Raw genomic sequence first — 20,143 nt, 5'->3', positions numbered from 1 at the left:
AAAGCCGCTCCAAATATGGGCGGCTTTTTAAAATAAGTGCTGCCGTTAGGCTTTAGCATCCGTCTTAGCAAGATCTACTTTGGGAGCGGCAGCTTTTGTCGCATCTAAAGATACCGCCGTTTTATCAAAACGGATTTTAGTACCACCTTCTACTTCAATTAAAAAAGTCGTATCGTTCATATCTGCAATCCTTCCGTGAATTCCTGCAGTAGTCACAATCTTATCGCCTTTTTTTAACTCACCGATTAATTTCTTATGGTCTTTAGCCTTTTTAACCTGGGGCCTGATCATAAAGAAATAAAACACTACCATGATCAAAACCATCGGTACTAAAGTGCTCAGCATGCTGCTGCTTCCACCTGCGGCCTGTAATATTACTGTTGATATCATATCTGTCCTATATTTATTTTTCTATAATTTCTCCTGTTATCAAAAGCTGTACAGTACTGTTGAGGGCATTGGAGGTAACCGTAATTCCTTTTTTAAATTCCCCGACAGGCTTGCCAGTGCTGTCAAACACCACCTTGAGTTCACTTGACGCACCAGGTTGAATTGGTTCTTTCGGCGGCTCCGGTACCGTACAGCCGCACATAGCAACAGCCTCTTTAATGATCAGCGGAATTCTTCCAGTGTTTTTAAACTTAAAGCTGTAAGAGACGCTCTCTCCTCTTTTTACCTTTCCGAGGTTGTAATTTTCGACAGCAAAGTTAAGTACCGGACCTCCCGGATTTAACGTGTCGGTGTTCATTGTTTGAGCAGCAACAACAGTGCTATCTGAGCCAGTTGATGTGCCGTCGGTTTTTTGCTGACATGAAGCAAATGCTAAAGCAGTTAATGCTACTAATAAGATTTTTTTCATTTTTTATTCTTCTATTAATCCCCGGCCAACCTTTTTAATACTGTTGGTTCTTTTAAGGTCGCCCATAATTTTGTCCAAGATACCGTTAATAAATGAATTACTTTTTGGTGTACTGTAATCTTTTGACAGATCCAGATATTCATTAATGGTTACTTTTACCGGGATAGACGGAAAATTCATCAGCTCACAGATGGCCATTTTCATGAGTATGGTATCCATTAAAGCAATCCTTTCAGATTCCCAGTTCTTTGTCCGCTCCGCGATAAGTGCCTGATAATCTTTGTCGTTTCTAAGCGTATACACAAACAAGTCCTCAACAAATTTACCATCTTCGTCCCAGTCCTGACTTATCGGCGTCAGCTTGTTGGCAAAAGGATCCTCAGATGTAAAATTTTTGATGGTTTTAGCCACCATACCCTGCATTACCTCTTTGTCCACGCTCCAGTTGATGAATTTGTCTTCAAAAGCCTGGATGATATTGTGGCTTTTCAGGATAACTTTTCTAAAGATGTATTTGATAATGGTCTTAGATTCTTCCAGGCTGTTGTCAGGATCGGCCAGATAAGCCGCGTATTCAGGTGTCACTTTCAGGGTATTGAATATTGCCTTCACAAATTCCGGATCTGCCATCCAGTTGATCCTGTATTTCTTTACCGCCGCGATGAATTCCGGGTTTTCCCTGAGCGTAACTGCAAACTTATTGTTCAGCAGTTTAAGGTTAGGGTTGAGGTCTTCTTCCGTAGGCAAATGCTTATTGGCCCTTTCCGTTGCGTCAACACCGGTATATTCGGTGACTTCTGCCAGGAGTGAGAGCATCCAGATGTACATTTCATATACATTGTCAATACTTTGCATCAGCGCCTTTTTTGAAGAAGCTAGATCCTTTTTGTCTGTCATGTGCCAAGCAAATATATTTTGCAGAGCTTTTATTCTTAAGTGCCTTCTGTTTAACATGAATGTAAGAACGAGTGGTAAATTACCGTGTTTATTAAAATGATGATTTTATTTTTTTGATGTCAATTATTCGTTGTTCTGCGAGCCGGTTGGCTGCCCATATCGTTGGGATATTATCTTTTTTAGACATCCTGATTACGTCTCTTGTTGCATTATAAATATTTTCAGTGAGCTGTATGGTCCGTTTTTTTCCGTAACCCGTCAATTCGGAATAACAACTGATCAGACCACCCGCATTGATCAGGTAATCCGGAGCAAACAAAATACCCTTATCCAGCAGCATTTTTCCATGAATCTGCTCATCAGCAAGCTGGTTGTTGGCCGAACCAGCGATAATGGCAAACTTCATTTTATCAATGGTCTTGTCGTTTACCGTAGCTCCAAGTGCGCAAGGTGCGTAGATGTCAGCATTCAGGCCAAAGATCTTATCAGCTGCAATCGGCTTGGCCTTATAAGTGCGGGCTACATGCTGCAAACGTTCCTCGTTAATGTCACTGATATAAACTTCCACGTTCTCCGCCCTCAGCAGCTCAACCAGATGCTCACCTACGTTTCCGATGCCTTGCACCACCACAGACCGTCCGGCCAGCATATCCGTGCCAAATACTTCTTTTACACAAGCTTTGATCCCCAGGTAAACCCCTTTGGCAGTAGTCGGCGCAGGATTTCCGGCACCGCCCAATGATTCAGGAACACCGGTTACATGCGTAGTTTCCATACGGATATATTCCATATCCCTGGTATTTGTACCCACATCTTCTGCTGTAATGAATTCACCATTCAGGTTTTTGATGAAGCGGCCATAACTTCTCATCATCGCTTCAGATTTTCCCTTACGGGAATCGCCGATGATCACCGCATTTCCGCCGCCGAGATTGATCCCCGTAATGGCTGATTTATAGGTCATGGCCCTGCTCAGCCTCAGCACATCTTCAAGCGCCTCGGCTTCTGTAGCGTAGTTCCACATCCGGGTACCACCGATAGCTGGCCCCAATGTGGTATCATGAATAGCAATAATTGCTTTTAAACCGGTGTCCGGGTCATTACAAAAAACAACCTTTTTATGCCCAGAGGCACCTATTTGATCTAAAACTGAATTCACAACTGAGCTATTGGCCAACATATTATTTTGTTTATCAGATATGCCGCAAAACTAGTATAAAAAAAGCAGTATTTACATTGTTTTAACCAAAGTGTTTAAAAAAATTATCTTCATTTGGTTAACTTTACCTGCTCATGAAACACCTTCGTTTTTTAAACAAGTACTTTTATAAATACAAATGGTGGATTATTCCAGGGATTTTCTTTGTGATCATCTCCAATATCTTCGGTGTCATACCGGCGCAGGTGATCGGTCACGCATTCAACCTGATCACTGAAAATATCGAAATCTATCGTCTGTTTGAGGGATTTGAACGCCGGGACATCATTTACAGCATCTTTAGCAACAGCCTGTTCTATTTCGGTCTGATTGTTCTTGTACTCTACCTGCTCAGGGGCTTGTTCCTGTTCTTCATGCGGCAGACCATCATCCTTATGTCCAGGCATATTGAGTTTGACATGAAGAATGAGATCTATGCCCACTATCAAAAGCTAAGTCTTGGTTTTTACAGACGCAACAATACCGGAGACCTCATGAACAGGGCCACCGAAGACGTAAACCGCGTGCGTATGTACGTTGGTCCGGCAATCATGTATGCGATAAACACTGCCGTCCTGTTTGTACTGGTCATATATGCCATGTTCTCTGTAAACAACACCCTCGCAATATTTTGTTTACTGCCATTACCGGTTCTGGTGATCATCATTTATTTTGTAAATACGATGATCAACCAGAAAAGCGAACAGATCCAGGAGCAGCTGTCCAAACTTTCCAGCTTTGTACAGGAACGTTTTTCAGGGATCAGGGTCATTAAGTCTTATGTACGGGAAGCTCATACCAAGGAAGTATTTGCCGCGGAGAGCCATGGTTATAAAAAGAATGCCATGAGCCTGGTAAAGGTGCAGGCACTGTTCTATCCGACAATGGTCCTGCTGGTTGGCCTGAGCACCATACTTACAGTATATGTGGGCGGCAGGCAGGTAATCAGTGGCTCCATTACTCCGGGAAACATTGCCGAGTTCATCGTGTATGTAAACCAGCTCACCTTTCCTGTTTCCATGCTAGGCTGGGTCACCACACTAATTCAAAGGGCCTCCGCCTCTCAAAAAAGGATCAATGAGTTTTTGCAGCTCAAGTCCGACATCACATCAAAAGACAACCTTGCCTTACCGCTTAAGGGGAATATCAGGTTTGAAAATGTGAGCTTTACCTATCCGGACACAGGCATCGAAGCCATCAGGGATGTTAGCTTCGAAATTGAAAACGGGCAGTTCGTAGCCATCATCGGGAGAACGGGCTCCGGCAAATCCACACTGGCAAACCTCATCATGTGCATGTATGATGTTGACAGTGGAACTGTAAAGATAGACGATACCCCAATAAACACCCTTAACTTGCAGCATTACAGAGACCAGATAGGATTTGTACCCCAGGAAGTATTCCTTTTTTCCGATACCATAAAAAACAACATCGCATTTGGTATGGACAATGTTACCCGGGAAGACGTAGAAACCGCCTCAAAAAATGCTGCTGTTTACCACAATATTGTCGATTTCGAGCATAAATTTGAAACCATGCTCGGTGAGCGGGGCATCACGCTTTCCGGCGGACAAAAACAAAGGGTCTCCATAGCCCGGGCCCTTATAAAAGCGCCCAAAATACTCATTTTTGACGATTGCCTGTCAGCGGTTGATACCCGTACGGAAGAGGAGATACTCAACAATCTGGGCAGGCTGATGCATGGCAAGACCAGTATCCTCATTGCGCACCGGATCTCAACCATTAAGAATGCAGATAAGATCCTTGTCCTCGACGAAGGCAGGATCATCGAACAGGGAACCCATAGCGAATTGCTGGGTCAGGAGGGTGCTTATGCAGAAATGTACCAAAACCAGCTGCTGGAGGAGGAAAACCAGTCTGTTTAATTTTCTATTTTGAACTTTAACAATTAATCCTTTATATTTACCCAAGCAACCAAAACCAAGAGCTAAAGCAACCATGGGAGAATTTGACAACAAAGAGAGAGAAGAGGTTTTTTCAAAGAAAGTAAGAGCTGGTAAAAGAACTTATTTTTTTGATGTAAAGGCCACTAGATCAGGAGATTACTACCTAACCTTGACCGAAAGTAAGAAAAGACTTGAAGACGGCGTTTTCGTGAAACATAAGATCTTTTTATACAAAGAGGATTTTGAGAAATTTGCCGAAGGCTTAAATGAAACGGTTGATTACATTAAAAACCACCAGGAAGTAGTTGAAAAACGTTATGAGTACTCAGAGAACCACGAAGGAGTACCCAGCAGAGTTCAAAGCGACGATTTTTCATTCTAAAATCTCCTAAACAAGAAATAAAGAATCCCCCCTTTTGTAAAGAAGGAGGGATTTTTATTTTACAAACATTATATGTCCAGCTCTCCTGCGGCTATGCCTCTCCTCAGGGCTTAGCTTACCTGGTGCGGCCCAGAAACTCAGCAAGTTCTTTCAGCTTATCTGTATTGATAAAATCCATTTTATAGCCCAGGAACCTTGTCCATGCCGCCTCATTATCCGGACTTGCCCAAAGCCGGCATTTTCTGCCATCCATATGTACTGCATTTATAAATGCCTCCGCTTTCCCCCACTCTGCTTCAGAGGGTTCAGCCTTCCCTTTCCAACCCGTTACCGTTGAAAAAGATTCACTGATCACCGGCATCTCGCTGATGGCGTACCCAGCGCCAATGTCTTTAGGCCTGCCGTCGGCAGCCATAATCCTGTCCTCCATTTTAAAGGTATAAGTCAGGTCCTTCCCACTCAGAAAAATCGTGAAATTGGGATTTTTCTTAAACTCCGGATATTTTGAAACCAGTTCATGCAGCTTATTGTATGTGGTCACACCATCGCTTTTCAGGTCGATCATGAGATAAAAAACACCATTATAACCTGGATAAACCTTATTTTTGTTTTTCTGTAAGATTGCCTGCAACGGATCGAGGTAGAGCTCTTTCAAGGTAATCCCCTTCAGTTCCTTTGGGTAATTGTGGGAGACATACAGCTCATTGCCGATCAGGTAAATATCAGCCTCGACACTGGTAAAGCCGAAACCCAGTGCATCCAAAAGCGGGCGCTTATGTTCATAGTCATTGTGTGCGTGCGCATTTGACAGGGGCCTGACCTGCGCTAGTCCCGTGGTGCAGAGCAGACAGGCAATTGTTAAAAAAAGTAGTGACCGCATATATGGTTTCTTATTTATAACAAAATACCGTTATTATTTCTCTACTACCAAATGTAATGTGTTATGCCTGCGTTAATATTTATATCGGCTCCATAACGGGTCCATAACGGGTTTTCCTCGGCTAAAGCCGTCCAATACCTGTAATGAAGCCGTCATTAAACCACAGTGAAGTCGTTATGGATATTACCACAGGCTAAACTCAGCATATTCGCTAATGGTACACCGCAATACGATGGGTATGAAGCTTGTAAGCGCTCACACCCTGTTGTCCAGCCTGCTGAAAACTGATGACTTTTGAAGATTGCAAAGGCATATGACAATCTATGCAATTGGTTTTTACCATGGCATTGGCCAGGGTCTTTACAGAATGCTTTATTTCCGCGTGGCAGGAAATGCATTTTTTTGAATATACTGCAAATCCCTCTTTCTGAACAGAATGAGGACTATGACAGGTACCGCAATCCATAGTGGTGCTATTGGTAAAGCACTTGCTCCGTGACAGCATCTGGATCTGGTTGCCGTGTACATCCGGCTCTGATTCTGCACTAACCCCGGGTACATGACCAAAATATTCATTCAGATCTTCACCAGGCTGGTAGCCAAACGTAGATTTGAGTTCTTCCTGTGCGGCACCCGAATGACAGACTGCACAGGCGTCCAGCTTTTGCCTGCGGGTCAGCGAGCGGTATAGCACCACATACTTTGCCTGCTGGACCTCAGGGTTTTTGAGGTGAAATTCTGCATGCTTGCCTGCCGCGCCGTGACAGCGTTCGCAATCTATACCGTAAACGAGGGATTTTTTGACCAGCTTCTCTTTTACCGCTAGGGCCGAAGTCTGTTCGATGGTGTGCCGGATGTAGGAACTGTGACATTCGAGGCATTTTACCTGCAGTGATCTCGTGAAATAAGCTTTATCTGAAGGAAAACCCGGGCTGTTGGCCCAACTGTTTACCGACCTGAAATAGGACAAAGGCAGCTGATGAAGTATAGAGCCGTTCCAGGATCCAAAAGTAAAAGAATGTTTGCCGGAGCCTATGGCAATGTTCATGGGCCTAGCCATGGTTTCCCGCCCATCGAGATAAGCCACCTGGTATAGGGCACCCTTTCTTTTTTCGACCAGCACTTTCAGCCGTTTATTAAATTCGAATGTATTGGACCGGGGAACTGTATGGTTTAAAGGATCATCAACCAATACAGAGTGCGAAGTATGGGTATGCGGGTCTCGGAGGTGATTTGCGTAAACCTGCTGGTGACACTGCCTGCAGGTCTCCGCTCCGGCAATACTGGTTTCTGTCGCCTTTAGTTCTTTTCCGGAATCCATACATTGAGCAAAGCAGATGATCAGGGCTGTTATCAAGCCAAATATCAGCACCAAACGTCCCCCGCCCTTCATATTTCCGGTTAATATACCGCGATGCGGTGGTTATGCAGCATGTACGGCGTCACATCCTTTTGCCCGGCCTGCTGGAAACTGATCAGTTCTGAGGGCTGCAAAGGCATATGGCAATCAATACAATTGGTTTTTACCATGGCATTGGACAATGTTTTTTCTGAGTGTTTTATAGTTGCGTGACAGGACATACATTTTTTAGAGTAAACCGTAAGCCCTTCTTTTTGAGACGAATGAGGGTTATGGCAGGTACTACAGTCTAGACTTTTGCTCTGAATGAAGCACTGGCTTTTTTCCATCAGGTGTACCTGGTTTCCATGTACGTCAGGCTCCGCTCCTGCGTAAACTGGATCAGCCCGCTCTGCGTAGTACGCAGCAAGGTCCTCGCCGGGTTTATAACCGAAAGTCGGCTGCAGTTTATGCTGGGAATTTCCGGAATGGCATACCGCACAGGCATCAATTTTCTGTTTCCGGGTCAGCGACTTATAAAGTGTGATGTATCTGGATTGCTTCTCTTCAGGATTTTTGATGTGAAATTCAACATGCTGACCGGCAGGTCCGTGGCAACGTTCGCAATCTATACCATAGATCAATGACTTTTCTTCCATTTTCACACCTACGGAAAGGCCCTTATTTTCAATAGGCGTATATTCGAGCTTTGAGCTGTGGCATTCAAAACATCTCGGTTCTACCGGCTGAAAGTAATAGGGTCTGTCTTTAGGGAATTTTGGACTGTTTACCCAGTCGTTGATTGACCTCAGATATGACAAAGGCAATTGTGCCATACCATTGCCGGTCCATGACCCATAAGTATAAACATTCTTGCCCGATCCGAAAGCGACATCAAAACGTCTTGCTATACCCTTTTCGCCATTAAAATAAGCTACCTGGTACATTCCATCTTTCCGTTTTTCCACCACAACTTTCAGTTCTTTTGTAAACGGATAAGCATCAGATTTGGGTATTGCGTTTTTCACAATGTCATCGTTTTTTACCGGCCGGGAAGTTATAGAATGCTTGTCATGAAGGTAGTTGTCATATACTTTCTGATGGCATTGTTTACAGGTCTCTGCACCTGCACGGGTGGTTTCGGCAGCTTTAAGTTCCGGCTCTGAGTTCATACATTGTGAAAAAATGATCACCAGTACTGATATAATGCTTAATATAAGGAGTAGACGTCCTTTACCTTTCATAATCCAATTTGTAGCTTTTATTGTTCAACGAACTGAATATAGCTAAAATTGAAATAACCCGTATCTGCTCGCACCCGTAAAACCTGTTTTCCAGCTTTAAATGGAATGTTTCTAAGTTCGACAGACTGAAAAGTTTTTAATCCGCCGGTATTTGGGAGTTGGGTTTCCGCTGTTACAGCTTTTCCGTTCAGGAGGACCGAGATCTTTGCTTTATCGTCATCTGAGGCGATACACAGCTTTAGTGTATAATTTCCTGCTTTTTTAACATCGACAGTGTACTGCAGCCATTCTCCAGGCTCTATGCTGCTCACATAATAAGTTTCATATTTCAGCGAATCTTTGCTGATGTCGACACCGTCGTTTCTATATACACGGCCTTTATTGCCTGCACTGTATTTGCCCGTTGATACATGGTAATCGGCCGTATCTTTGTCGAAATAAGCCATTCCGTTTCTGCCAAGGTCATAATCCACTGCGTTCACTATCGAATTATTTTTAATGATGTGCTGCTTAAAGGGTTTGGTTTCAGCGGAAAAAGGCTGACGCATCATGGCATCGATCACATCGCGGTGGATAATGGTGCTCTCCAGTTTGGTATAGGCCGCAAGTTCCATCAAGCCGCTGTAGGCGTTACTTTCTTTCGGCTTATTGCTTTTGCCGTTCATGTATCGGACTACAGCATTGTAGTTCAGATTGGACCTGATCTCCATGGGATTGTTGGCTCCAACTTTCTTCAGGGGCCACCAGGCCCAGCCGATGTTGTTGCTTTCAAACAGACGTATGGCTTCGGTAAACCAGACATTGGAATTCTCTCCGGTCTCACCAAGCCAGACTGGCATGTTGTACTGGTCCCGCATTTTAACAATGTGGTCTGCAGAAGCAGGATCGTTATGACTCCAGTATTTGTGAAAGCTGAGTACCATATTATCGTCCCAGGCAGGCAGAATACCACTATAGTTATTGCCCCAGCCATTGCCTTCAATAATAATGATGTGTTTTTTGTCTACTTCACGGATGGCTTTGGTGATGTCGACCATTAGTTTTTTCAAAGGAACATTACCCTTTTCTTTTATACCGTTCTTATCGTTCTTCAGGTCCTGAAAGCCCCAGTTGGGCTCATTGATGATGTCATAGGCACCTATCCATGGTTCATCGGCATATCTTTCTGCGAGTTTCTTCCAGAGGGCTATGGTCTTCTGCTGATTGGCTTCGCTTTCCCATAAAGAGGGCTTGGAAGGGTCCCGGTCTGAAATATTGAGGTCATTTCCTTGTCCGCCGGGCGCTGCGTGCAGGTCCAGGATCAGGTACATCTGATTGGCTTTGCACCAGGACAGGAGGCTGTCTGTCAGTGCAAATCCTTTATCCAGCCAGGTATTTTGCCCGGCTATAGGTTCTTTGTCGACAGGTAGTGTGTAGAGATTAAAATGCATGGGCAGCCTGATGGAGTTGAAGCCCCATGCTTTCATAGAATCTACATCGATTTTCTGGGTATGGTTACTCAGCCACAAGTCGTAAAATTCCTGTGTCTGCCTTTCGCCCATCAGTTCCGTTATTCTTTCCCTGATTCGGTATTGCTGGCCTTCATCCTGAATTTTCAGCATGTACCCTTCCTGGAGCATCCAGCCGCCCAGCCCGACGCCCCTAAGCAATACGTTTTCTTTTTTTTCATTCACAATTCGCTTTCCATCGGCTTTCAGAAAGCCCTGTGCCTGAACCTCAGGGGATGCGAGGAGCATCACCACAGCGACGGAAAAAATGATTTCTAATGTTTTAAAGCGCATGTTCTGATGTTTAAAAGATATAAGTCGCTACCGAGCCTTTGTTGAGGCTCGCTGTCGTTGTTTTTCCACCGAGGCTGATGTTGAAGGTTTGGCTTTCATTTGAAGTATTGGCCACGATTAACACCTTTTTGCCGTCTGGTGTCCTGAATACCACATTAGGAAGGCCCTTCAGGTCATTTGAAGCAATGCGTACGGAACCCGGGCGAACAAATTTGGAAGCATGGCCGATGGAGTAATAGGCGAGGTTCCGGGTATAATTGTCACCGTTGATTGTCACTGCACCCTGGCACATCGGACAGCCGCCCCTGTCAGTAAAGGGCTTGTTTTCCGGGTCAGCAGCAAGGTTCCATTCCAGCACATTCCGGCTCCAGTTCCTGGTCGCGCCGATGATCAGCCTGCGGACCGGGTTGGTGATATTGATCTCTTTGTCGTTTGGATTTTCAATGACCATCTGCTCGGTAAAGTAAATGTGCTTGTCCGGATGCGCATTGTGCACATCGGTCAGGGCTTCTATGCTTCCGCCATACAGGTGAAAACCTGATCCGTCGATGTATTTATTGGCTTCGGGATCATCCAGAATACTGATCGGATAATCCGGCCGGTCGGCATTGTGGTCGTATAAGATGATCTTGGCAGTTATACCTGCTTTTTTAAAAGCGGGGCCAAGGTGTTTTTTAATAAAGGTGGCCTGGTCCGGAGCGACCATCAGCATGCTCGGGTTATTTCCCGGATGCAAAGGCTCGTTCTGAACGGTGATTGCATCAATCCGGATGCCTTCCTTTTTCATCTGCTGCACATACTTTACGAAGTAAGAGGCGTAAGATTGATAGTACTGCGGCTTTAGCTGTCCGCCCCTGGCATCGTAGGCCGTCTTCATCCACAAAGGCGGCGACCAGGGCGAACCCAGGATCTTGATCTTCGGGTTGATGGCCAGGATCTCTTTCATGACAGGGATGACATCGGCACGGTCCGGCCCCAGGTCAAACTTAGCTTGTTCAAGGTCTTTTTGTCCTTCGGAAAGATCATTGTAAGAGAATACTTTTTCGTTGAGGTCTGAAGCGCCTATGGACAACCTGATATAGCTTACACCTATGTTATTGCCATCAGTAGCGAACAGTTCTTTTAAGAGCTTTGCCCGGGCCGGCGCAGTCATTTTTATGATGTGCTGCGCGCTGCCGCCTGTCAGCGTATAGCCAAAGCCATCAATAGATTGATATGTCTCTTTTTCGTTGATTTCAATACTAGGATTATTGTTGGTTTGGTTGGTAAAAGCAAGGTTCTTTTGCTGCGTAAATAACGCGGAACGGTCCGAACTGGTGAGCCAGACATCCACTTCTTTTTGGGCGGCGACATTAAATGCTGAAAGAGTGCACAGCAAACCAAATAAAACGGCAGTATTCTTCAATTTCATGAGCGTCCTTATTGTATGATGAATGTTGATATTGAATGTGGCAGACTTTTGGTTTCTGCTGCCTCCCCATTTATCCAAAGATAGTAAGGAATTTCGTCTTTTGTCCGGTTCATGACAATGACGGCCAGGACTCCTGATAATTTGATTTTTGAAATGTTCGTGATGTCAAACATATGATGTGCTGGTCTGATTTGTTTTGGTGTGTCGCTGTTTTTCTGACGATGTCGTCATTAAGAGGCACCCTGAACTTATTTCATGAGTGCCTCGCAATGACAAACAGATCAAATTGTGATCTTATTTAGTTCCGCCCCATTCTTTGCTTTGAATAATTTTTGTATTGTTCAATTCCGCGTTGGGAATTGGCAGGGTTTCATTCTTATTGGCCTTAAATCCCTTAAAGCCAAGTTTAGCCGGCCCGAGGCCCCAGCGAACAAGGTCAAACCAGCGTTGTCCTTCTGCTGCCAGTTCAATGCGGCGCTCTTTCATGATGTTATCCATGGTTACCGCTACAGGATTTAATCCTACCCGCGCCCGGACTGCGTTTAAGGTGATATAGGCTCGGCTTCCGGCCCCGACAGCGGCCCCGCTTTTCAATAAAGCCTCTGACTCCATCAGATAAGTATCTGCAAGCCGGATATCATAGAGGTTATATGGAAAGTTCAATTCCAGCTGGCCAATGTTTGCTTTTGTAGACTGTCTCCCCGCATATTTTTCTACAAAAAAACCCGTGTTGTCATTTGCATGCTTATAGGTCACAATTCCTGCCTTTTCCAGACTGTCCAGGTTCGCTACCGTAGGTTTATTGCGGGGATCAAAATGGATCAGATCAAAAAATTCCTGGGTAAATGGCATGACGCTCCAACCTGATACATAATCGGGTGCCTGATCAGGAATTTTGGCTACATAGTTTCTTGGACCGGACATGATGCCAGCCACGTTGCCTTCGCCGCTGCCCACTGTTCCCCAAGCCATATTGGATGTACTGTTATAAGAGATTTCCAATATCGATTCGCTGTTAAATTTATTGGCAAGCTTAAAGAGGTCAGCGAAGTTATCCATTAGCTTATAACCGTATTTGCTTGCGGCGGCACCCGGCGTGGGTCCGTTGATCTCCTGAAATTCCGCTGCTGCTTCCGAATATTTTTGCTGCCAGAGGTATACTTTGCCGAGCAATGCGTGCGCAGCTCCCTGAGTCATCCTTCCACCTTCCGTATTTCTAGGAACGGTAAGCGGCAAATCCGGTGTGACCAGTTTAAGATCTGCTTCAATCTGGTTGTAAACATCGGCCGGCGGCACCTGCTCTATGTTATACCATTGGCTTGGCTCTACCGGTTGCAGGATCAGCGGGATGTTTTTGAATATCCTGACCAAGTCAAAATAAAAGTATGCACGCAGCATTTTCACTTCTGCAATGTATCTTTTTTTCACATTTGCGTCCATTGCGATCCCTTCTATTTTTGATAAAAAGGTATTTGCACGGTAAACCCCCGTAAATCCCTTAGACCACAAATGTGAAGGGGCACCTGAAAGCGAGCTGACAGTATAATTGTTCATCGCCTGAAGGTCACCAAGATCTGAAGGTGAGTCACCGCCTGCATAGTGATCGTCCGATCCGGATGCAAATATATTGAGCCTGGTCAAGTACCCGCTGGATTGGTTTCCAACGATGTCGTATACAGATACCAAACTGTTAAAAGCCTGCTCGGGAGTTTCATAATAATTAGATTCCAGAATCCGCTCCCGGGGGTTTGTTTCAAGATCTTTTTTACACGATCCTAAAAGCTGTGCACTTACAAGGAGCGCAATGATATATTTTATGTTATTTTTCATCTGTTTAATAATTTGTTGTTCAACTGTGATGAAGCTATCGGATTTTCATCCTGCTGTTTGGTTTGAAAAATCATGATGGTTTCATACTATTGCTTATTAAAATCCAACATTAAGGCCAATCATGAATGAGCGTGCCTGAGGATAGATCCCCTTGTCGATACCAAATACCGTCCCGCCGATCTCAGGATCAAAACCAGTGTATTTTGTAACGGTAAACAGGTTTTCACTCATTATATACACGCGTACTTTCTGCGCTCCGATTTTCTGTGTAACATTTCCTGGAATATTGTACCCGACCTGAAGTGTTTTCAACCTGAAGTAATCACCTTTCTCGAGGTACCTTCTTGTAAAGTTGGTATTGTTCTTATTGTCGTCTTTTTCGACTACTCTGGGCATGGTTGAAGAAGGATTTGACGGTGTCCACCTGCTCAAAATATCTGTTTGCCAGTTTGCGAATGTCACGTCCAGACGTCGCAACCCCTGGAAGATCATGTTTCCGCCCGCCCCGCTGCCGAATGCCACAAAGTCAAAGTTTTTGTAACCAAGGTTCAAAGTCAGTCCGTAGGTATATTTAGGAAGCGGGGTCCCCAGGTATGTCCTGTCTCCTGCCTCAATCTGATCGTTGCCGTTCAGATTCGCAAATTTTACATCACCGGGTTTAGCATTTGGCTGAAGCTTAGCCCCCGATGGGCTCAAATAGCCGTCCACCTCGGCCTGAGTTAGGAAAATCCCAAGAGTTTCATAGCCATAAAATTCATTAAATGACCTTCCCAGCCCTGTCCTGGTGATGTTGCCCATTCCCTGAAAGCTTTGTGCTTCATCTTCAATAAAGGTTTTGCCAATATCAAGCTTGGTGATCTTATTTTTAAGGAAGGAGATGTTACCGTTTAAGTTAAAATCCACTTCGCCAAGTTTTTTACGGTAGCCCAGCTCGATCTCCAGACCGCTGTTTTCCATGTCACCGATGTTCTGTGCTGGTGCGCCTGCATATCCGAGATATTGCGGAATAAATGGATATTGAAGGATACCTACTGTCTTCTTCTTGTAAACTTCAAAAGCCAGCGTAAAGTCGGTTAACAATGTTGCGTCAAATCCAATATTGGTAGACCTTGTTTCTTCCCATTTCAGACTCGGATTGGACGGAGCTGCCGGGCTCCATCCGATTGAACTGGCATCACCTGTTCCAAAAGTATAGTTTCTGCCACTGTTTACCAGTGCCACGTATCTGAAGTCATCAATCTGGTCGTTACCCGTCACACCGTAGCCGCCGCGCAGCTTTAAGAAATTGACAACTTTGTTTTCTTTCCAGAATCCTTCATTGCTTGGTACCCATCCTAGGGAGAAGGAAGGATAATATCCAAACTTGTTGTCCGGGCCGAATCTTGAGGAACCGTCCCTTCTGATGATACCTGTAAAAAGGTATTTTTCTGCATAATCATAAGAAATACGTGAAAACAGGGAGTTCACTTTATGAACGGTATTGTCTCTTCCGTCAACTGACCGGTCTGTTGCCAGCGGAAGGTAATTTAGGTTCGCTTCTTTAAAGTTTGTGGCTATGACATTGTTGTAGGTGACATTCATCTCCTTATTGTTCTCATCGAGATAAAAACCCTGACCAACAAGGGCAGTAAAGTTATGTTCTCCGAATTTCTTACTGTAGCTTAAAGTATTTTCAAAGTTATAGTTCAGTGCATTTCTCCATCTTCTTACGAAGGAGTTCTTTGTCCTGTTATTTGAAGAATTGAAATAGGCTACCGGGTTGAATGCGTCATCACCCCAGAAGGCAATCTTGGTTCCAAGTGTAGATCTGAAGGTCAGATCTGCAATCGGCCTAATTTCCGCAAATGCATTACCCACGATATTGTGATCCCAATTATAATTACCTATCCTGGTCTGGATGTATGCCAGCGGATTGATCAGCTCCTGTCCTACCCATGGAGATAACCCATAAAAATTGCCGCTGGCATCTTTTACCGCATTTGGTGTTGTATATGGCGCTTTTGACGCCACATCCGGATCGGTAATAATGGATGGCGTTGTTGGATCCAGTCCTATCGCTGAACTCAGGGGGCCTCCGAATTCATTATTGGTATTGCCCAGGCTGCTGTTTACTGAATGGCTGTAACCAAGATTCTCACCCACCGTGATCCATTTGGCCAGCTTGTGTGTAGAATTTAACCGGACGTTTGCCCTGTTCCATTTGGAGATTTCACTGGCGACAATGCCGTCCTGCGCGATGTAACCAAAAGAAGTGTAAAATGTAGATTTATCCCCTCCTCCTGAAATACTGAATTCATGGGTCTGTCTGCGTGCATCGTCGTTAAAGATTGTCGATTGCCAGTCTGTGCCCTCTCCAAGAGCAGAAGGGTTAGCAAAAGGAACCGCAGCAGCAGGATTCGTGTTTAAGGCTGCTTCATTCCTGATCATTGCGTAATCTCTTGCATTTAACAGGTCCAGCTTTTTTGCAGCTGATGAAGTTCCGTAGAAACCATTATAATTCACTTGGAGAGCACCCGCTTTACCACGCTTAGTTGTGACAAGGATAACCCCGTTTGCCGCTCTTGCACCATAGATCGCCTGTGAAGCGGCATCTTTAAGTACCTCGATTGACTCTATATCTGATTGATTTAAATAGCCTATACCGCCATTGTCCACAATCACTCCATCGACCACCCAAAGTGGATTGTTATTACCATCTCTGGCAAAAGAAGTGAAGCCGCGGATCCGCACGGTAGATGCACTGCCAGGCTGACCATTATTGGCAGCAATAGTCAATCCCGAAGTTCTGCCCTGTAATGCCTGTTCAATCCTGTTAATTGGCATGGTCTCGAGATCTTTGGCCTTTACACTTGATATTGATCCAGTAACCAGGCTCTTCTTTTGTGTACCATAACCTACAACCACGACTTCTCCCAGTGCCTGAGAATCTTCAGTAAGGGAGATGGTAAGCGGTCCTGCTGAAGTGACTGTAATCGTTTGTGGGACCATCCCCAATTGCGTGATGGTTAGCTTTGCGCCTGAAGGTGCCGAAATTGTAAAACTTCCGGTAGCATCTGTTGATGTTCCGATGTTGGTACCTTGTACCTTAATGGTTGCTCCGGGCAATGGAGATCCACTTTGATCTGTCACCTTTCCTTTTACATTGATGTTCTGCGCGTGAAGTGCAACAGGAAAAATCAACAAACAGGAGATGAGAAAAATAAACGTAATTCTTTGGCTCATACGATTTGTTTTTGGTTAATATATTTGGTTAGCTCACTGTTACCTGGCGGTTACAGTAATACCAAATCTATATGCGGATTGGGGAATTGTAACATATACATACCCCTACACCACCCCTACAACAACCTGAATTTTGGTAAATTCATGCAATAACGAATACTACATCGCCACTACATAGATCATACAAACAATTGATTTACAAATATTTAAAATATTGTCATCTACTCAGCACCGCGGGACACCTGGATCAGGAAATCGTAGAGATTCGTTTCCGGCTGAATGTGGAGTTTTTTCCTCAGTCTGTACCTGCCGACCTCTACTGCTTTAATGGTGATGTTCATCAGCTGCGCGATCTCCTTGGTAGACAGGTTCATTTTGAGGTAAGCGCAAAGCTTGAGTTCATTTGGCGTTAGGTCTGGGAACTGGTCTTTGAGCTTATTGAAGAAGTTGGTATTTACTGTATTGAAATGCATAGCAAAATTTTCCCAGTCCTGATCGCTTTTTTCTACATCGCGGATCAGCCGGATCAGGTGTCTGAAACTTGGTGAGCTGTCGTTGATGTCGTGGTTTTTGATCACCAGTGAAATGACGTCTTTAATTTTGGCCAACACCTTGCCCCTTTGCAGCAGGTGCATGGTCATGGTAGACAGTTCCCTGTTCTTATAATTGACATCAGCTTCCAGCTTTTCATATTCCAGGCGTACGATCTCTTTTTCAGATCTGTCCATTTCGAGCTGGTGTAGGTAGCTCAATCGGGCCTGGGCCAAAACATGTTTTTTCTTTTGCCATTTAAAGAACTGATAGATGACCACTCCCAATAGAAAGACATAGCACAGGTACATCCAGATGGTGTCATACCATGCAGGTAAAACCTCAAAGGAATAGTTCTTTATTTCAGACTCATTGCCCAATCGGTTTCTGGCCTTTACCTTAAAGATATACCTCCCCGCAGGCAGGTTGGTATAGTCTTTCTCACTTTTCTGGCTCCATGGTGACCAGTCCTTATCAAAACCCCTCAGCTGATAGCTATATTCAATATTTCCCAGCTGCTCGAATAAAGTAGAGGAGTATTCAAAATGAAGAGAGTTGAATTCATTATCGAGCTCTATTTCCGATTTAACCATCTCATGGTTTATTACCTGACCGTCTTTTATAAAGTACCCTCCGAAGATCAGGCTATCCTTCTTACCCATTAACCTGATGTCTCCGATTAGCACATCAGGTTTTGAAGAATTGTGAAGATATTTGCTATAATTCAGATGATAAGCCCCCTTATTGGCACCTATAAAAACGTTTTCATTATTATGTGCGTAAATGTTTTCAAAACCACCTACGACTTTTCCGTCTAACTGAGGAAAAAATTGAACCGAATAGGGAAGTTTTTTGCCTGGCCGGTTAAAATCAAGTACGCCCACTCGCTTGTTGGATACAAACCAGATGTTCCCTTTATTGTCTTCCTTGAGGTACTGGAGATTCATGTCTCTAAATGCCGCGTACAGCAGAGAGAAAACCTTAAACTTATTGGTTTTCGGATCGTATTCGTAGACGCCCTTTATAGTCGCGACTACGATCCTGTCTTTTATTTTGAATAGGTAATTGTACAAATGAGATGGGAGACCGTCCTTGTCAGCGTATAAAGTATATTTGATTATTCTCTTCAAGTCCCTGGACAGCTGGATCTTATACACGCCATGGTAAGGATGTGAAGCCCAGAGATTGCTTTCGCCATCGAAAGCAATAAACCTCAGTGATTCTGTATGACCCTGAATAACGCCGCCATTGCTGAATTTACCACCGTCAAAAGTGATCTTCTGCAAGCCCATATAGGTTCCTGCGATGACATCATGTGCCGGAAATACACGGGAAACAGGCTCAAAGAGCCAAGTCCCAGGTATGTTGTAGATCTGATGGGCTTGGTTGTCCTCAACGACATAAAAGCCATCCTCATGTCCCATCAGCAACTGATTGTTGAGTTCGTCAAGATTCCATACTTGTCCTTTTGAATTACTTACTTCAGAAAAAGACGCTTTCGACAAGCTTACGTCTTGCTGCTTTGGGTCTATGCCCGTAATGTAAAGGCCATTTGAGGTTCCGATAAAGAGCTTTTGTTTAAAGATACGTATAGCATAGCTGGTGATCTGCTTGTTTTTATCCGGAAAGATATTCTTAATGGCGCTGTTGATTCCAACGTAGTCTATACCGTCATCAAGTGCCAGCCAGAGGTTTTTGCTTTTATCGGTTATAAAGGCCCTTACGTTGTTATTTTGCAGGCCATCCTTGTAATTGTATTTCTGAATGAGCTTGCCCGATTTGCTCATCATGATGACCCCTGCGGAGGTAGTACCGATAATGTAGTTGTTCTTATCGATCTGACTGGCACAATAGATCCTGTCGTTATAGAAGACCTGGTCGAAATCGGTAGGTTTGGACGTAAGCTTGCCTTTATGCATTAGAAAAAGGCCGCTCTTTAGTGTGGAGACCAGCAGCGTATCTCCGCTGTAAGGCATTATGGACGTAACAGCAGACTTATTAAATATAGGGTCATTGCAATAGTTTTTCCAGCTGCCGTTGTCGTAGACCATCAAGCCATTGTGTCTCGATTCTGCATAAAACTGACCATTGGCAGTTCCTGCAAATTTCCAGGACGATTCAGGTTTGTATGCCTTTATTGCCCCATCCTTATAGAAAAAGACTATGTTTGTTGACCTGAATAAAACGACATCATTCAGAATACAAACATTCCAAATGTCCGCAAATTTCCGGTATTTCTCTGGTAATAAAGGGACAATTGAGTGGTATTCCAGGATGCCGTTCTTACCGGGGAAGAAATATCCGGCTTCATCCTGACCGCCAACAAAGATCCTGTTCTTTGAATCTATTTCCACAGATCTTACAGAGGTAAGATTCGGGAGCCGGATGAGGTTCCAAAATTTCCCGTTAAATGTGAGCAGACCCTCGTTGTTCCCAAAATACAGGATTCCGTTCTTATCCTGGGCCAGATCCCAGTTCTGGATACCTGCTTTGTACTGGTCGTTGTTATAGTTGATAATCTGCGGTGTAGCTATTTGTCCCTGACTCTTATAGTGAACGAAACAGCACAATAAACAAATATACAATAGGGTTCTTCTCATATTTGGCTGCAAACAAAAATCCCGCATTTTATGTGAGGACACAAAATACGGGATTTTTTAAC

At 44.3% G+C, this 20,143-nt stretch carries 14 protein-coding genes; 2 read left to right on the top strand and 12 right to left on the bottom strand.

Annotated features, from left to right (window positions below; all coding sequences use genetic code 11):
- Window positions 1–45: 45 nt before the first annotated feature.
- From yajC to QEP08_RS08245, 4 genes are read right to left on the bottom strand one after another with little or no spacing between them, the layout of a single operon-like run.
- Window positions 46–390 carry a preprotein translocase subunit YajC gene (gene yajC, locus QEP08_RS08260; RefSeq protein ID WP_285057242.1) on the bottom strand — a complete coding sequence of 115 codons (345 nt, stop codon included), beginning with the start codon at window positions 388–390 and terminating at the stop codon, window positions 46–48.
- A gap of 13 nt (window positions 391–403) precedes the next feature.
- Window positions 404–859 (bottom strand): DUF1573 domain-containing protein, encoded by a 456-nt coding sequence (locus tag QEP08_RS08255; RefSeq protein ID WP_285057241.1) that lies wholly within the window; start codon window positions 857–859, stop codon window positions 404–406.
- A gap of 3 nt (window positions 860–862) precedes the next feature.
- Window positions 863–1,813: a transcription antitermination factor NusB gene (gene nusB / locus QEP08_RS08250; RefSeq protein ID WP_431844607.1), complete on the bottom strand. Its 951-nt coding sequence runs from the start codon at window positions 1,811–1,813 to the stop codon at window positions 863–865.
- Between the two features lie 34 nt (window positions 1,814–1,847).
- Entirely contained in the window at window positions 1,848–2,936 is a 1,089-nt protein-coding gene (locus QEP08_RS08245; protein ID WP_285057239.1) for a Glu/Leu/Phe/Val family dehydrogenase, read from the bottom strand.
- Window positions 2,937–3,049: 113 nt separating this feature from the next.
- Here QEP08_RS08245 and QEP08_RS08240 point away from each other — a divergent pair, with 113 nt between their 5' ends.
- On the top strand, window positions 3,050–4,840 hold the full coding sequence (locus QEP08_RS08240; protein ID WP_285057237.1) for an ABC transporter ATP-binding protein: 1,791 nt from the start codon (window positions 3,050–3,052) through the stop codon (window positions 4,838–4,840).
- A 73-nt stretch (window positions 4,841–4,913) separates the two neighbouring features.
- A complete protein-coding gene (locus tag QEP08_RS08235) occupies window positions 4,914–5,243 on the top strand; it encodes a DUF3276 family protein (protein WP_285057235.1) in 330 nt (109 codons plus the stop codon).
- 115 nt (window positions 5,244–5,358) lie between these two features.
- On the opposite strand, the gene QEP08_RS08230 is transcribed toward QEP08_RS08235, so the two are convergent.
- The 8 genes from QEP08_RS08230 to QEP08_RS08195 all read right to left on the bottom strand — a co-directional run bounded on the left by QEP08_RS08230 (window position 5,359) and on the right by QEP08_RS08195 (window position 20,081).
- The gene (locus tag QEP08_RS08230) at window positions 5,359–6,123 is read right to left on the bottom strand and encodes a PI-PLC domain-containing protein (RefSeq protein WP_285057233.1); all 765 of its coding nucleotides are present in this window, start codon (window positions 6,121–6,123) and stop codon (window positions 5,359–5,361) included.
- Between the two features lie 211 nt (window positions 6,124–6,334).
- On the bottom strand, window positions 6,335–7,516 hold the full coding sequence (locus QEP08_RS08225) for a multiheme c-type cytochrome (protein WP_285057231.1): 1,182 nt from the start codon (window positions 7,514–7,516) through the stop codon (window positions 6,335–6,337).
- A gap of 8 nt (window positions 7,517–7,524) precedes the next feature.
- Window positions 7,525–8,634: a cytochrome c3 family protein gene (locus QEP08_RS08220; protein ID WP_285057230.1), complete on the bottom strand. Its 1,110-nt coding sequence runs from the start codon at window positions 8,632–8,634 to the stop codon at window positions 7,525–7,527.
- A gap of 89 nt (window positions 8,635–8,723) precedes the next feature.
- A complete protein-coding gene (locus QEP08_RS08215) occupies window positions 8,724–10,487 on the bottom strand; it encodes a cellulase family glycosylhydrolase (RefSeq protein ID WP_285057228.1) in 1,764 nt (587 codons plus the stop codon).
- Window positions 10,488–10,497: 10 nt separating this feature from the next.
- Window positions 10,498–11,898 carry a glycoside hydrolase family 30 protein gene (locus QEP08_RS08210; protein WP_285057226.1) on the bottom strand — a complete coding sequence of 467 codons (1,401 nt, stop codon included), beginning with the start codon at window positions 11,896–11,898 and terminating at the stop codon, window positions 10,498–10,500.
- Between the two features lie 294 nt (window positions 11,899–12,192).
- The gene (locus tag QEP08_RS08205; protein WP_285057224.1) at window positions 12,193–13,728 is read right to left on the bottom strand and encodes a RagB/SusD family nutrient uptake outer membrane protein; all 1,536 of its coding nucleotides are present in this window, start codon (window positions 13,726–13,728) and stop codon (window positions 12,193–12,195) included.
- Window positions 13,729–13,824: 96 nt separating this feature from the next.
- The gene (locus QEP08_RS08200) at window positions 13,825–16,950 is read right to left on the bottom strand and encodes a SusC/RagA family TonB-linked outer membrane protein (RefSeq protein WP_285057222.1); all 3,126 of its coding nucleotides are present in this window, start codon (window positions 16,948–16,950) and stop codon (window positions 13,825–13,827) included.
- A 221-nt stretch (window positions 16,951–17,171) separates the two neighbouring features.
- Window positions 17,172–20,081, bottom strand: coding sequence for a ligand-binding sensor domain-containing protein (locus tag QEP08_RS08195; protein ID WP_285057221.1), 2,910 nt, complete (start codon window positions 20,079–20,081; stop codon window positions 17,172–17,174).
- Between the last annotated feature and the right edge of the window lie 62 nt (window positions 20,082–20,143).

The organism is Pedobacter ginsengisoli, from assembly GCF_030244015.1.
GTDB lineage: Bacteria > Bacteroidota > Bacteroidia > Sphingobacteriales > Sphingobacteriaceae > Pedobacter > Pedobacter ginsengisoli.
The sequence above is the reverse complement of the archived record's forward strand: the minus strand, read 5'-3'. Positions and strand labels throughout refer to the sequence as shown.